At 55.7% G+C, this 15,738-nt stretch carries 12 protein-coding genes; 7 read left to right on the forward strand and 5 right to left on the reverse strand.

Features of this window, described 5'->3' with window-relative positions:
• Positions 1-144: 144 nt before the first annotated feature.
• The 3 genes from aceF to pdhR form a co-directional block, all read right to left on the reverse strand.
• Complete coding sequence (gene aceF / locus ACR8BF_RS15695; protein ID WP_434745249.1) at positions 145-2,046, reverse strand: pyruvate dehydrogenase complex dihydrolipoyllysine-residue acetyltransferase; 1,902 nt, start codon at positions 2,044-2,046, stop codon at positions 145-147.
• A 14-nt stretch (positions 2,047-2,060) separates the two neighbouring features.
• Positions 2,061-4,727 (reverse strand): pyruvate dehydrogenase (acetyl-transferring), homodimeric type, encoded by a 2,667-nt coding sequence (aceE, locus tag ACR8BF_RS15700; RefSeq protein ID WP_292985510.1) that lies wholly within the window; start codon positions 4,725-4,727, stop codon positions 2,061-2,063.
• Positions 4,728-4,828: 101 nt separating this feature from the next.
• Positions 4,829-5,593, reverse strand: a complete 765-nt coding sequence (pdhR, locus tag ACR8BF_RS15705) for a pyruvate dehydrogenase complex transcriptional repressor PdhR (protein ID WP_179897851.1) — start codon at positions 5,591-5,593, stop codon at positions 4,829-4,831.
• A gap of 515 nt (positions 5,594-6,108) precedes the next feature.
• On the opposite strand from pdhR, the gene aroP reads away from it, so the two are divergent.
• From aroP to ACR8BF_RS15720, 3 genes are all read left to right on the forward strand, one after another.
• Positions 6,109-7,464, forward strand: a complete 1,356-nt coding sequence (gene aroP, locus ACR8BF_RS15710) for an aromatic amino acid transporter AroP (RefSeq protein ID WP_179897691.1) — start codon at positions 6,109-6,111, stop codon at positions 7,462-7,464.
• A gap of 198 nt (positions 7,465-7,662) precedes the next feature.
• Entirely contained in the window at positions 7,663-9,075 is a 1,413-nt protein-coding gene (locus ACR8BF_RS15715; RefSeq protein WP_434745250.1) for a glycoside-pentoside-hexuronide (GPH):cation symporter, read from the forward strand.
• A complete protein-coding gene (locus ACR8BF_RS15720; protein WP_434745251.1) occupies positions 9,072-10,031 on the forward strand; it encodes a glycoside hydrolase family 43 protein in 960 nt (319 codons plus the stop codon). The genes ACR8BF_RS15715 and ACR8BF_RS15720 overlap by 4 nt, the downstream gene beginning before the upstream one ends.
• Here ACR8BF_RS15720 and ampE read toward each other — a convergent pair.
• Positions 10,013-10,867, reverse strand: coding sequence for a beta-lactamase regulator AmpE (gene ampE / locus ACR8BF_RS15725; RefSeq protein ID WP_179897685.1), 855 nt, complete (start codon positions 10,865-10,867; stop codon positions 10,013-10,015). The genes ACR8BF_RS15720 and ampE overlap by 19 nt on opposite strands.
• Before the next feature lie 16 nt (positions 10,868-10,883).
• Positions 10,884-11,435: a 1,6-anhydro-N-acetylmuramyl-L-alanine amidase AmpD gene (gene ampD, locus ACR8BF_RS15730; RefSeq protein WP_434745252.1), complete on the reverse strand. Its 552-nt coding sequence runs from the start codon at positions 11,433-11,435 to the stop codon at positions 10,884-10,886.
• 196 nt (positions 11,436-11,631) lie between these two features.
• Here ampD and nadC point away from each other — a divergent pair, with 196 nt between their 5' ends.
• From nadC to hofC, 4 genes are all read left to right on the forward strand, one after another.
• A complete protein-coding gene (gene nadC, locus ACR8BF_RS15735; RefSeq protein ID WP_434745253.1) occupies positions 11,632-12,528 on the forward strand; it encodes a carboxylating nicotinate-nucleotide diphosphorylase in 897 nt (298 codons plus the stop codon).
• Positions 12,529-12,703: 175 nt separating this feature from the next.
• The gene (ppdD, locus tag ACR8BF_RS15740) at positions 12,704-13,159 is read left to right on the forward strand and encodes a prepilin peptidase-dependent pilin (RefSeq protein WP_292985500.1); all 456 of its coding nucleotides are present in this window, start codon (positions 12,704-12,706) and stop codon (positions 13,157-13,159) included.
• Positions 13,146-14,531, forward strand: a complete 1,386-nt coding sequence (gene gspE / locus ACR8BF_RS15745; RefSeq protein WP_434745254.1) for a type II secretion system protein GspE — start codon at positions 13,146-13,148, stop codon at positions 14,529-14,531. Before ppdD ends, gspE begins: the two co-directional genes overlap by 14 nt.
• A complete protein-coding gene (hofC, locus tag ACR8BF_RS15750) occupies positions 14,524-15,723 on the forward strand; it encodes a protein transport protein HofC (protein WP_434745255.1) in 1,200 nt (399 codons plus the stop codon). The genes gspE and hofC overlap by 8 nt, the downstream gene beginning before the upstream one ends.
• Positions 15,724-15,738 lie beyond the last annotated feature (15 nt).

Below are 15,738 nucleotides of genomic sequence, written 5' to 3' on the forward strand. Positions count from 1 at the left end.
ATATCCGGCGGGTCAGACTTTCTTATAATGCCCTTGTTCCACCGGGACTTTCACCGCAAGAGTTTACAGAATTGTTAACAAACTGCCAACAGCGGCGCGACGAATCGTTGCAGGAAGGCCGGCATCCGCCGGCCTTCTTTACATTTACATAACTAAACGACGAATGTCAGACAACATATTGCCGATGATAGTGATGAATCGCGCACCATCAGCACCGTCGATTACGCGGTGGTCGAAGGAGAGAGAAATCGGCATCATCAGACGCGGCGTAAACTCTTTTCCATTCCACACCGGCTCCATCGCCGACTTAGAGACACCCAGAATAGCCACTTCCGGCGCATTAACGATTGGCGCGAAGTGCGTGGTGCCCAGGCCGCCAAGGCTGGATATGGTGAAACATCCGCCCTGCATGTCGCCTGCTGTCAGCTTACCGTCACGCGCTTTCTTCGAAATCGCCATCAGTTCACGCGACAGCTCGGTGATGCCTTTCTTGTTCACGTCCTTGAAGACCGGAACAACCAGACCATTTGGCGTATCAACCGCCACACCGATGTTAATATATTTTTTCAGCGTCAGTTTCTGCGCATCTTCAGACAGTGAGCTGTTGAAGCGTGGCATCTGCTCAAGCGCCGCCGCGACCGCTTTCATGATGAACACCACCGGGGTGTACTTCACATCCAGCTTACGTTTCTCTGCTTCAGCGTTCTGCTGCTTACGGAAAGCTTCCAGATCGGTGATATCGGTTTTGTCGAAATGCGTAACGTGTGGGATAATCACCCAGTTACGGCTCAGGTTCGCGCCAGAAATTTTCTGGATACGACCCAGTTCGACTTCTTCGATTTCCCCAAACTTACTGAAATCAACTTTCGGCCATGGCAGCATGCCAGGCAGACCGCCGCCGCTGGCTGCAGCAGGTGCCGCTTCAGCGCGTTTCACGGCCTCTTTCACGTAAGTCTGCACATCTTCTTTCAGAATGCGACCTTTACGGCCGGTGCCTTTGACTTTCGCCAGATTCACACCGAACTCGCGCGCCAGGCGACGGATCACCGGAGTGGCGTGAACGTAAGCATCATTCTCGGCGAACTCACCTTTGCTCTCCGCTTTAGCTGGGGCGGGTGCCGCGGCTTTCGCTTCAGATTTGGCAGCAGGCGCCGGTGCGGCTTCCTGTTTCGCAGCCGCAGGGGCAGCCGGAGCAGCACCTTCAACTTCGAACACCATGATCAGTGAGCCGGTGCTGACTTTATCGCCAGTCGTGACTTTCAGCTCTTTGACAGTCCCCGCAAACGGTGCCGGGACTTCCATTGAGGCTTTGTCGCCTTCCACCACGATCAGTGACTGCTCAGCTTCAACTTTGTCGCCCACTTTGACCAGGATTTCGGTGACTTCAACTTCATCACCACCGATATCCGGGACGTTGACTTCTTTTGCGCCCGCAGCCGCGGCAGGTGCTGATGCCGCTTCTTCTTTCACTTCTGGCTTCGCATCAGAGGCCGGTGCTGCGCCTTCTGCTTCAAAGACCATGATGGCTGAACCGGTGCTGACTTTGTCGCCGGTCGCGATGGTGATCTCTTTGACCACACCCGCGAACGGTGCCGGGACTTCCATTGAGGCTTTATCCCCTTCCACCACGATCAGTGACTGCTCGGCTTCGACTTTGTCGCCAACCTTAACCAGAATCTCAGTGACTTCAACTTCGTCACCGCCGATATCCGGCACAGCCACTTCTTTGCTGGCAGTGGCCGCAGCAGCCGCTGGCGCAGGTGCCGCGTCCGCTTTTTTCTCTGCAGTGGGCGCAGGTGCCGCTTCAGCAGCACCTTCAGCATCAAATACCATGATCAGCGAGCCGGTCTCAACTTTGTCACCGGTAGAGATTTTAATCTCTTTCACAACGCCAGCCTGTGGCGACGGCACTTCCATTGAGGCTTTGTCGCCTTCCACGGTGATCAGCGACTGCTCGGCTTCCACCTTGTCGCCAACTTTCACCAGAATCTCGGTGACTTCAACTTCGTCAGACCCGATATCCGGAACCTTAATTTCGATAGCCATTACTCTATTACCTCTTAAGCCAGACGCGGGTTAACTTTATCGGCATCGATACTGAATTTGGTGATCGCGTCTGCAACCACTTTCTTCTCGATCTCGCCGCGTTTAGCCAGCTCACCCAGCGCGGCAACCACCACATAAGATGCATCAACTTCAAAGTGATGACGCAGGTTCTCACGGCTGTCAGAGCGACCAAAGCCATCGGTACCCAGTACGCGATAATCGCTGGCTGGGACATAGCTACGAACCTGCTCAGCAAACAGTTTCATGTAGTCGGTTGAAGCAACAGCCGGTGCGTCGTTCATCACCTGAGCGATGTAAGGTACGCGCGCTTCTTCTGTCGGATGCAGCATGTTCCAGCGCTCACAATCCTGGCCATCACGCGCCAGTTCGGTGAACGAGGTCACGCTGTAGACATCAGAGCCGATACCGTAATCTTTCGCCAGGATCTGCGCAGCTTCACGAACGTGACGCAGGATAGAACCTGAGCCCAGCAGCTGCACTTTACCTTTGCTGCCGTCTACCGTTTCCAGCTTATAGATACCCTTACGGATACCCTCTTCAACGCCCTGCGGCATTGCTGGCATATGGTAGTTTTCGTTCAGCGTGGTGATGTAGTAGTAAACGTTCTCCTGCGCTTCGCCATACATACGCACCAGACCATCATGCATGATGACGGCCACTTCATAGGCGTAAGAAGGATCGTAAGAGATACAGTTCGGGATAGTCAGAGACTGAATATGGCTGTGACCATCTTCATGCTGCAGACCTTCGCCGTTCAGGGTCGTGCGGCCTGAGGTGCCGCCGACCAGGAAGCCGCGCGCCTGTTGGTCGCCCGCCAGCCACATCAGATCGCCGATACGCTGGAAGCCGAACATCGAATAATAGATGTAGAACGGAATCATCGGCAGGTTGTTCGTACTGTAAGAGGTCGCCGCAGCCAGCCAGGATGAACCTGCGCCCAGCTCGTTGATCCCTTCCTGCAGAATCTGGCCTTTCTCGTCTTCTTTGTAGTAGGCAACCTGCTCGCGGTCCTGCGGGGTGTACTGCTGACCGTTCGGGCTATAAATACCAATCTGACGGAACAGACCTTCCATACCGAAGGTACGCGCTTCATCGGCAAGGATCGGAACCAGGCGATCTTTGATCGACTTGTTCTTCAGCATCACGTTCAGGGCACGTACAAAGGCGATGGTGGTAGAGATCTCTTTGTTCTGCTCATCCAGCAGCGCACTGAACTCTTCGAGTGCTGGCATTTCCAGCTTCTCAGTGAACTTCGGCTGACGTGTTGGCAGGTAGCCGCCTAACTTCTCACGCTGACCGTGCAGATAAGCATGCTCTTCTGAGCCTTTTTCAAAGGTCACGTATGGCAGTGATTCAATCTTGTCATCAGCAACCGGCACGTTGAAGCGATCACGGATATAGCGTACGCCATCCATGTTCATCTTCTTCACCTGGTGGGCAATGTTTTTGCCTTCCGCGGTGTCGCCCATACCATAACCTTTGATGGTATGCGCCAGGATCAATACTGGCTTACCTTTGGTGTCCTGCGCTTTTTTCAGCGCCGCGTAGATTTTCTTCGGATCGTGGCCGCCACGGTTCAATGCCCAGATTTCATCATCGGACATATCTTTAACCAGCGCAGCGGTTTCCGGATATTTGCCAAAGAAGTGCTCACGCACATAAGCACCATCACGGGATTTGAAGGTCTGGTAGTCACCATCGACAGTTTCGTTCATCAGCTGAATCAGCTTGCCGCTGGTATCTTTGCGCAGCAGTTCATCCCAGCGTCCGCCCCAGATGACCTTGATCACTTCCCATCCAGCACCAGCAAAGATGCCTTCCAGTTCGTTGATGATCTTGCCATTACCGGTTACCGGTCCATCCAGACGCTGCAGGTTGCAGTTGATGATGAAGACCAGGTTATCCAGTTTTTCACGGGTGGCGATGGTGATCGCACCTTTGGATTCTGGCTCATCCATCTCGCCGTCACCCAGGAAAGCGTAAACGGTCTGAGCAGAAGTGTCTTTCAGGCCACGGTGTTCCAGATACTTCAGGAATTTCGCCTGATAGATCGCCGACAGCGGACCCAGACCCATTGATACGGTCGGGAACTGCCAGAATTCCGGCATTAATTTCGGGTGCGGATAAGAAGAGAGGCCTTTGCCAGCCACTTCCTGGCGGAAGTTGTTCATCTGATCTTCGGTCAGGCGACCTTCAAGGAACGCACGGGCATAGATGCCTGGAGAGATGTGGCCCTGGAAATAGACCAGATCGCCGCCATCCTTCTCACTGCGCGCGCGGAAGAAGTGGTTGAAGCACACTTCATAAATCGTCGCAGAAGACTGGAAGGAGGACATGTGGCCACCGAGTTCCAGATCTTTCTTGGATGCGCGCAGCACCGACATGATGGCGTTCCAGCGGATTGCGGAACGGATACGACGTTCAAGAGAGGTGTTGCCCGGATAGTCGGGTTCATCTTCAACGGCAATAGAGTTGATGTAGTTGCTGATTGCAGAAGATCCTGCAGCCACTTTTACGCCGCCTTTGCGGGCTGCACCCAGTACCTGATCAATCAGATACTGTGCACGTTCAACACCTTCTTCACGGATGACCGATTCGATCGCCTGTAGCCAGTCACGAGTTTCAATCGGATCCACGTCATTGTGTAAACGTTCTGACATGGGTGTATTCCTTATCTGTGTCTAATACGTTGAATAATCGGGAGCCTGTTAAAGCAGATGCAGGCAGGCTCGTCTGATGTCAGTACGATCTTTGTCGCACATTATTCCTTACGTTGCTGTAAACGACGCAGGGAGCGTTCTCGACGGCTCTGCTCCCGACTTCTGTCCAGCAAGATTTCCTCTATGAACGCCAGGTGACGGTGTGAAGCCTCGCGCGCTTTTTCTGGCTCACGGGCCACAATCGCCTCAAAGATTCTGGCGCGGTGACCGCTCACTTTTGCCAGCATTTCCCGGCGCGAGTAGAGCAATTCGAAATTCTGACGAACGTTTTGTTCCAGCATAGGGCCCATTGAGCGTAGCAAATGTAAAAGCACAACATTATGGGCCGCTTCTGTGACAGCGATCTGATACTGCATCACTGCGTCCGCTTCGGCGTCTAAATCGCCGCTGTCCTGCGCCTGCTGGATATTCAGATGGCAGTCGCGAATGCGCAGCAGGTCTTCCTCTGTGCCGCGCAGTGCCGCGTAATAGGCGGCAATGCCTTCTAACGCATGACGCGTTTCCAGCAGATCAAACTGTGATTCCGGATGGTCGGCGAGCAGCTCAACGAGTGGATCGCTTAAGCTTTGCCAGAGATTCTCCTGCACGAACGTTCCGCCACCCTGTCGGCGCAGCAGTAATCCTTTGGCTTCTAAGCGCTGGATCGCTTCGCGGAGAGACGGACGTGAGACATCGAATTGTTTGGCGAGTTCGCGCTCAGGCAGCAGCTTCTCTCCCGGACGCAACGTCCCTTCCATAATCAGGGATTCGAGCTGTTGCTCGATAGCATCGGAGAGCTTAGGTTGGCGAATCTTACTGTAAGCCATCATCCCTTCTTATTAAGCCAGGCGTCCGGAGTAAATTGGTAATACCAATTGCAAAGAGGTGCCGGTAAAGTAACAAAGTATTCACCTTGTGTCTATATGGTGTCGGCGACATTCCCCCTGCCCCAAAGCCTGTGCTGGCGCTAACTTGCGGTTAAAAAAATGAAAAAATCGCGTTACCGCAAATGTTAAACAAATGCACTTTTACCAAACCTTACACCTGCTTAGCGCCTGATGAGCACGGCAACCATAAGTGAAAGCTATTCGTCATTACCCGAATTTCATGGCAGAAGTTTCGGGAGGCAGACGTGACCAGGACGGCGTTTTTTCAGTCAAGTCTCAGCACGAAAGGCGAAAGCAGGTGCAAAGCGAATCGCTTATCACTATTCTTGTCGCCAGGGTAGCAAATGGCCGCATTCAGCACGCCAGATACCGTAAAATAATCAATACGTTATTGTAACTCCTTCATTACAGCGAATTCCGCTGCGGACGAAGAATAAAAACATCACGAGGTTTGTATGGAACAACAGCAAGGCGAAGCGCTGAAACGTGGTCTCAAGAACCGCCATATTCAGCTCATCGCGCTGGGTGGTGCAGTGGGAACCGGCCTGTTTCTGGGCAGTGCATCGGTCATTGAATCCGCCGGACCGGCCGTTATTCTGGGTTATGCGATTGCCGGTTTTATTGCCTTTTTAATCATGCGCCAGCTGGGTGAGATGGTCGTGGAAGAGCCGGTTGCTGGCAGCTTCAGCCACTTTGCCTATAAATACTGGGGCAACTTTGCAGGCTTCGCCTCGGGCTGGAACTACTGGGTGCTCTATGTGCTGGTTGCCATGGCGGAACTCACCGCCGTCGGCAAATATGTCCAGTTCTGGTGGCCTGACTTCCCGACCTGGGCGTCGGCCGCCATCTTCTTCGTGATGATCAATGCCATCAACCTGACCAACGTAAAAGTGTTCGGTGAGATGGAATTCTGGTTCGCCATCATTAAAGTGGTTGCGGTCATTGGCATGATCCTGTTCGGCGGCTGGCTGCTGTTCAGCGGTCATGCCGGTCCGCAGGCGACGGTGCGCAACCTGTGGGAACAGGGCGGCTTCTTCCCGCATGGCATCGGCGGTCTGGTCACCGTCATGGCGATTATCATGTTCTCCTTTGGGGGGCTGGAGCTGGTGGGTATCACCGCAGCTGAAGCAGATAATCCGGAAGTAAGCATTCCCAAAGCGACCAATCAGGTGCTGTGGCGAATCCTGATTTTCTACATTGGTTCGCTGGCAGTGCTGCTGTCACTGATGCCCTGGACCCGCGTCACCTCAGAAGTCAGTCCGTTTGTATTTATCTTCCACGAACTGGGCGATGCCATGGTGGCGAATGCGCTCAACGTGGTGATACTGACGGCTGCCCTGTCGGTCTATAACAGCTGCGTTTACTGTAACAGCCGCATGCTGTTTGGTCTGGCACAGCAGGGCAATGCGCCGAAAGCACTGCTGAAAGTCGACCGTCGCGGTGTACCGGTGTTAACGATTCTGGTCTCTGCTGTCGCCACTGCGCTGTGCGTCCTGATCAACTACCTGATGCCAGGCGAAGCGTTTGGCCTGCTGATGTCGCTGGTGGTCTCAGCGCTGGTCATCAACTGGGCAATGATCAGCCTGGCGCATCTTAAGTTCCGTCGTAAGAAAGATCAGCAGGGCGTCACCACCCGCTTTAAAGCGCTGCTCTATCCGGCGGGTAACTGGATTTGCCTGCTCTTCCTGGCAGGGATTCTGGTACTGATGGCGACCACGCCGGGCATGGCGATCTCTGTCTGGCTGATTCCGGTCTGGCTGGTGATTCTGGGTGTGGGTTACTTTATCAAGAACCAGACACAGAAAGCCTGATGCCTGACTGCGTGCTGCGACCCTCCAAAGGGGTTGCAGCACGTTCCTGCACCAACCTGCACGCCTTATCAGCCCCGATCCAGTTCACACTTCTCTCCGCGCACCTGTTTTGTCCATCTTCATAACGAATTACTCCCGTTCATCTCGCTGATTTGCTCGCAATAATTCCTGTTCACACTGGATGCGCAGGAGAAAACCATGAAAGGTACAGCCCTCCCGTTTCGGGAAAAACTGGGATATGGCATGGGTGATGCCGGATGCAACATGATTGGCGGTGCCATCATGCTGTTCCTGAACTACTTCTATACCGATGTATTCGGTCTGGCCCCGGCACTGGTGGGCACCCTGCTGCTCTCGGTCAGGGTGGTGGATGCGGTCACCGATCCGATTATGGGCGCTATCGCCGATCGCACCCAGAGTCGCTGGGGCCGTTTTCGTCCCTGGCTGCTGTGGGTTTCCGTTCCGTATGTCGTGTTCAGCGTTCTGATGTTCACTACGCCAGACTGGACCTACCACAACAAGGTGATTTGGGCGTTCGTCACCTACTTCCTGATGTCGCTGACCTACACCGCGATTAACATTCCTTACTGTTCACTGGGCGGTGTAATAACCAACGATCCCGGCGAGCGCGTCTCCTGCCAGTCATACCGCTTCGTTATGGTCGGCATCGCCACGCTGATACTCTCTTTGTCACTGCTGCCGATGGCCGAGTGGTTTGGTGGCGAAGACAAAGCGCGTGGCTACCAGATGGCGATGGCTGTGCTGGCAACCATTGGCCTGGCGATGTTTCTGTTCTGCTTTGCCACGGTACGTGAACGTATCCGCCCTGCCGTGCCCAGCAATGATGACCTGAAAAAAGATCTGCGTGACGTCTGGAAGAATGACCAGTGGGTACGCATTCTGCTACTGACCTTCTGCAACGTCTGCCCCGGCTTCATCCGCATGGCGGCCACCATGTATTACGTCACCTGGGTCATGGGACAATCCACTCACTTCGCCACGCTGTTTATCAGCCTGGGTGTGATTGGCATGATGGTCGGCAGCACACTGGCGAAACTGCTCACCGATCGCTGGTGCAAACTCAAAGTCTTCTTCTGGACGAATATCGCGCTGGCGCTCTTCTCCAGCGGCTTCTACTGGATCGATCCTCACGCTACCGTGATGGTAGTGGTCGCCTACTTTGTGCTGAATATCCTGCATCAGATTCCCTCTCCGCTGCACTGGTCTCTGATGGCGGATGTGGATGACTACGGGGAATGGAAAACCGGCAAGCGCATCACGGGTATCAGCTTTTCCGGCAACCTGTTCTTCCTGAAGGTGGGACTGGCAGTAGCCGGTGCGATGGTCGGCTTTCTGCTGTCGATCTATGGCTACAATGCGGGCGCTAAACAGCAATCCCCGGAGGCGATTAACGGCATCATGCTGCTCTTCACCATTATTCCGGGCGTCGGCTATCTGATTACCGCCGGTGTGGTGCGACTGATGAAGGTCGACCGCAAAATGATGATTACCATCCAGCAGGATCTCGCGTTGCGCCGCGAAAACTTCAGGGACTTACAGACTGTTCGCCTGCGCGACGGTGCTGCCACGCCAACAGGAGACCTAAAATGACCGCAATTTTGCCAAATCCTTTTATTGAGCAGCGCGCCGACCCTTTTATTCTGCGCCATGAACAGCACTACTACTTTGTTGCATCCGTACCGGAGTATGATCGGCTGGAGATCCGACGCGCCACAACGCTGGCTGGCCTGCGCAGCGCCGAGCCGGTGGTAGTCTGGCACAAGCCTGATAGCGGCCCCTGCAGCGAGTTAATCTGGGCACCCGAGTTGCACTACATTGACGGCCAGTGGGTTATCTATTTCGCCGCAGCGCCGACGCGGGAGATCAAAGAAGGACTGTTTCAGCATCGGATGTATGCGCTGGTGTGTGAGGCGGCAGATCCGTTGCAGGGCGAATGGCAGCCATGCCGCCGTGTATTCAGTCAGTTTGACAGCTTCTCACTGGATGCCACTCACTTTGTGCATCAGGGCAAAAACTGGTATCTCTGGGCGCAAAAAGATCCAGTGATTCCCGGCAACTCTAATCTCTACCTGGCCGAGTTGCTGAATCCCTGGACGCTGAAAGGCACGCCGGTAATGCTGAGCCGGCCAGAATATGAGTGGGAGTGTGCAGGATTTAGCGTTAATGAAGGTCCGGCGGTCATCCGTCATGGCGATCGGCTGTTTGTGACCTACTCCGCCAGCGCCACGGATGAAAATTATTGTCTGGGGATATTGTCGATTGCTGCTGACGCTAACCCGCTTGATGTTGCAGCCTGGCAGAAATCTGCCCGGCCGGTGTTTGTGTCCAGCTGGGATAACCATCAGTATGGGCCGGGACACAACAGCTTTACTCAGGATGAGGCGGGACGCGACGTGCTGGTTTACCACGCACGTAACTACACTGAAATTGAAGGGGATCCGTTGTGGGATCCGAACCGCCATACCCGACTGAAATATTTCAGCTGGCGGGAAGATGGCACGCCCGATTTCGGCGTGCCACCTGCCGATTACACCAGCGTGCCGTAAATCGTCAGCAACGCGACGGCAACCACCAGTACCAGTGAGGTCTTTTTCGCTAACGCCACGGCAACCCGTGGCGTTTCTACTTTATCAGTGTGCGGATCGCGCGACAGGGAGAACTGTGCCAGCGTCGTCAGCACCTGATACTGAGAACGGTGACGATCGGTCAGCGAAGCAAACCACGCGGGCAGCGCCTTTTCGCCGTGGCCCAGCAGCGCGTAAGCCACACCCGCCAGCCGCACCGGGATCCAGTCGAGAAGGTGCAGAATCGCATCTACGCCCGATTGCGCACGCGCCATCGGGGTGCCGTGCTTTGCCAGCCAGCCTTGCCAGGCACGCAGAAACGCGTAACCCACCAGCAGCACCGGTCCCCACGGCCCCCCCACCACCAGCCAGAACATCGGGGCGAGATAGAAGCGGAAGTTTATCCAGATGAGCGCATTCTGCAGTTCGCGCAGGAACTCGCGCTCGCTACATTCCACCGGCACGCCATGAATCAGCGTCAGCTCAGCCGCCATCGCCTGATGCGCAGCGTCGTCGTCATGACTGGCTGCTTTCAGGTAGCTATGGTAGTGCCTGCGCACTGAACCGGCACCAATGCAGAGCAGTCCGGCAACGATCCAGAACAGGAGTTGCAGCACGCCAAAGAGCAGCCCTTTCAGACTCCAGACCACCAGCGCAGTCAGCGCCATCGCCAGCACGGTCATCAGGAGGGTGCGCATCATGGAGAAATGTCGACGATGGCGAAAGATCGGCTCCAGCCGGTGTTCGAGCTGCCAGTGCTCGCCCAGTTTGAACAGGCGCTCCCAGCCTAAAACCAACAACAAGGTAAACAACGTCATACTGACTCCGCAAAAATCAGGATTTTTGCTGCGTTAACAGCTGTTTGTAGTAGTCCCAGTCAAAAGCAGGTCCGGGATCGGTTTTACGTACCGGCGCGATGTCGCTGTGCCCCGTGATACGTGAAGGCGTTACCGGATAGTGTTGCAGCAGCAATTGGGTTACCTGCTGCAGGGCCCGATATTGCGCCTCGCTATATGGCTCGCTGTCAGTTCCTTCCAGCTCAATACCGATGGAAAAATCGTTGCAGTTTTCACGTCCTTCAAACTGCGAAACGCCCGCATGCCAGGCGCGTTTGTCAAAGGGGACATACTGCACAATCTCCCCATCACGGCGGATCAGGCAGTGTGCCGCCACTTTCAGCGCGGCGATATCCGCAAAATAGGGATGGGCATCCGGCGGTAGGGTACCGGTGAACAGTTTGTCGATCCATGGCCCGCCAAATTCACCGGGTGGCAGGCTGATATTGTGAATCACCAGCAGTGAAGGTGCCTCATTATCAGGCCGCTCATTACAATGCGTTGACGGCACATGACGCACACCGGTCAGCCAGCCCTGTTTGATTTTCATACCGGTTTCCTTGTTTCACCAGGCTGAGAATAGCATGAATAATAAAGGATTCTTGCCTCTTAGTGTGTCGGTCTGATGAGATTAAATCACTGCATGTTAAGGATACTAAACAAAATGCTATTCGTTGCTGGAACCTGATGGCGGTTCAGGCTATTGTGACCGCCTCTGCCATTCCCGTTTCTGGAGTAAAATACCTATGTCATCTCGTGGTTATGATCCCGACAGCCGCCATCAGGCACTGATTAAACGCATTGAAAGTGACATCCCGGATGCCGTTGCACTGGCGTTAAAAGAGGATCTTGGTGGTGAGATTGACGCTGACCGCGATATTACCGCGCAGTTGTTGCCCGCCGATATCCTGGCCCATGCGCAGGTCATCACCCGTGAAGCCGGTGTTTTCTGTGGTAAACGCTGGGTGGAAGAGGTGTTTATTCAGCTCGGCTCACACGTCACTCTGAACTGGCATGTCGAAGATGGCGATCAGATTAAAGCTGACCAGCTGCTGTTTGAAATCAGTGGTCCTGCTCGCCTGCTGCTGACCGCCGAACGTACGGCGCTTAATTTTGTGCAGACGCTCTCGGGGGTTGCCACCGAAGTCAGCCGCTATGTCGCGCTGCTGGCGGGAAGCCAGACACAACTTCTGGACACACGTAAAACCCTGCCCGGACTCCGGACTGCGCTGAAATATGCCGTGCTGTGCGGCGGCGGTAACAATCATCGGCTGGGCCTCTCTGACGCTTATCTGATCAAAGAGAACCATATTATTGCCAGCGGATCGATTGCTCAGGCGGTGGAAAGAGCCCAATGGCTGCAGCCCGATGTGCCGGTTGAAGTTGAGGTGGAATCCCTGGAGGAGTTACGTCAGGCGCTGGAGGCCGAAGCCGACATCGTGATGCTGGATAACTTCAGCCTGGAAGCGATGCGTGAAGCTGTCGAACTCAATCAGGGAAGGACGCTGCTGGAGGTTTCCGGCAACGTGACCGAAACCACCCTGCCGCAGATCGCCCTGACCGGCGTGGACTACGTATCGGTTGGCGCGCTGACCAAGCATGTGCGGGCGCTGGACCTCTCGATGCGTTTCAGACAAATGTAGCCTGCCTCGCCGTAGCCTGACACGGCGATTTTGCGATCCCGCTTCCGGCGCAGTTTCGACTGCGCTGCAATGCTGAAATTTCTCCATATCCCGCCTTCCAGTCTGCTGATCTCTGGCTGTCTTTCATTGCCCCCGGTTTTTAACCTGTCGCCTTCTTAAATCAGGAGGCGATGTGATGAATTATCAACGTGGATTTACGCTGGTTGAACTGATGATTGTGGTCGGTATTGTGGCGATATTAAGTGCTATAGGCCTGCCCGCTTATCAAAATTATCTGCAGCGCGCGGCGCTCACCGACATGCTGCAAACGATGGTGCCCTATAAAACGGCGGTAGAGCTTTGCGCCATGGAGCGTGGCGGCCCGACCCAGTGTCAGGCCGGAGAGGCCGGGATTCCGGCAGCCCGAGGATCGCGCTATGTCTCGGCACTGAGTGTGGCCAGTGGGGTGATTACGCTGACAGGTCAGGAGAGCCTCAATGGCCTGAGCGTTGAAATGCTGCCGATCTGGAACAGCGTCGATGGCGGTATCAGCTGGCAACGCAGCTGCAACAGCAGCAACAATAGCCTGCGCGACAATTGCCTGGCGCAGTTCCGCTTTGCGGATAAAGGAGCCAGCGATGAGCAAGCCTGATGAGGCGATCGCGACATTGTGTCAGCGCTACCGCGCTCTGGTTCTGCACCACGACGTCAGCCAGCTGCGTGTTGCCGTCGCGGAGAGCGTACCACCGGGGCTGGCTGAAGCGCTCCATTTTGCCAGCCAGTGTCAGATTGAGATCGAATGCTGGCCACAGGCCCGGCTCGACCAGCTTCAGCACACTGACACACCACGGGTGGCGCGTGAAGAGGCACCCGCAGAGTCAGCGATTGAGGCTACACAGTTGATCCTGCGTCAGGCAATGGAGAGGCGCGCCTCCGATGTGCATATCGAACCCTGCCGCGATGGCCTGCGCGTGCGACTGCGCATCGACGGCGTACTGCACCCGCTCTCTTCACTGCCTGCCACTCAGCCTGCGGCGCTGCTGGCAAGACTGAAGATCCTCGGCGGGCTGGATATCGCCGAACGCCGGTTACCACAGGATGGCCAGTTCAGCATGGAAATCACCGGTAAATCCGCCTCGTTTCGCCTGGCGACTTTACCCGTCTACGGCGGTGAAAAAGCGGTAGTCCGGCTGCTGCAAAGCGAAAGGGCCGCCCTGTCACTGGATAAGCTCGGCTTACCCGCGGCACAGTTACGCCTGTTCTGCGCCGCGCTGTCCCAGCCGCAGGGTCTGATCCTGGTGACCGGCCCCACCGGCAGCGGTAAGACGTTTACGCTCTACAGCGGACTCAGCGCCCTGAATAAGCCGGAAAAAAATCTGTGCAGCGTTGAAGATCCGATTGAGATCCCGCTGCCCGGCATTAACCAGACGCAGATCCATAGCAAAAACGGCCTCGATTTTAACCGCGTTCTGCGGGCGCTGCTGAGACAGGATCCGGATGTAATCATGGTGGGCGAGATCCGTGATGCCGAAACGGCGGAGATTGCGGTGAAAGCGGCGCAGACAGGGCACCTGGTGCTGTCGACGCTGCACACCAATTCCACCGCCGAAACGCTGACCCGGCTGCGGCAGATGGGGATTCCGGGTTATCTCCTGGGACCGGCCCTGAAACTGATCGTTGCTCAGCGCCTGGTTAGACGCCTCTGCACCCATTGCCGTCAGCCCGCCCAGGCGGTGGCGCACTATCCTGCAGAACTCTGGCCGGGCACCTTGCAAACCTGGCGAGCGCCCGGCTGTGACCACTGCTTTTCCGGCTATTTTGGCCGGCTGGCGCTGTTTGAACTGCTGCCGATCAATGCCAGGCTGCAAAATGCGATTGCGGCCGAAATGCCGCTGGAGAATCTGCTCACTCTGGCGAAACAGCAGGGATTGCGCACCCTGCTGGTTTCCGGCCTTGAGGCGGTAAGCCGGGGCGATACTTCGCTGGAAGAGATGCAACGGGTGATTGGGCTGGACGATGGCTAATGCGGCTTTATTCATCTGGCAGGCGGTCAATAGTCAGGGTCAGTTATGCAGTGGTCAGCTACTGGCTGTCGACAGTGACAACCTGCTGCTGATGCTGGCGCAGCGCGATCTCCTGCCAGTGAGCTGGAAACAGGAGAAAGTCTGGCGTCAGGGTGACTGGAAGTGGCAGCACAAAACCGATCTGATTCGCCAGCTGGCTACCCTGCTCAAAGCGGGCCTGCCGCTGGCAGAGAGCCTGGCTTTGCTGGCGGAGGGCCATCCGCATGCGGGCTGGCGCGCCCTGATGCTTGCTCTGCATCATCGGGTACTCAGCGGTGCATCTTTTTCCCAGGCATTGCGTGAATGGCCGCAGATCTTTCCGGCGCTCTATCCGGCCCTGATGGAGGTAGGTGAACTGACCGGTCAGCTGGACGTCTGTTGCAGCGAGCTTGCCCAGCAGCAGATTCGCCAACAGCAGTTATGGCATCAGGTGGCAAAGGCACTGCGCTATCCCTTGTTCATTCTGCTGGTGGCGATGGCAGTCACCTGCGGCATGCTACTGTTCGTGCTGCCGGAGTTCGTTGCGGTTTATGACTCCTTTGACGCGCCCCTGCCCGCTTTTACAGCAGCGGTAATGCAGTTATCAGCGGCGCTTCAGGAATGGGGAGGCGTGTTAGCCTTTGGGGTTTCACTTATGCTGGTTGGCTGGCATCAGCTGCGGCGACGTTCTGCGGACTGGCAACGTCGTGAGCAGGCACTTTTTCTGCGCATCCCACTGCTTTCCGGGTTGTGGCGCGGCACTCAACTGACGCAGATCTATACCATTCTGAATCTCACGCAGCGCGCCGGATTAACCCTGTTACAGGGGCTGGCAGCCGTTGAAGTGACGCTCTCCTCATTGCTGTGGCGGGAAGCGATGGCAGGGCTACAGCAGCACATTGCGCAGGGAAGTCCTCTGCATCAGGCACTGATGCATCATCCGTTGTTCACACCCTTATGTGGGCAGTTGATTCGGGTCGGGGAAGAGGCGGGCGCTCTGGATTTAATGCTGGCAAGACTGGCGGAATGGCACGAGGCAGAAACGCGAGAGCGCGCTGACGCACTGGCAGCTTCACTGGAACCGATGATGATGGTGGTGATTGGCGGCATTGTCGGCACGCTGGTGATTGCGATGTATTTACCCGTGTTCGGGCTTGGTGATGCGATGCATTAAAGGGCGCACGCAGCG

Source organism: Candidatus Pantoea rara, from assembly GCF_051136265.1.
GTDB classification, from domain to species: domain Bacteria; phylum Pseudomonadota; class Gammaproteobacteria; order Enterobacterales; family Enterobacteriaceae; genus Pantoea; species Pantoea rara.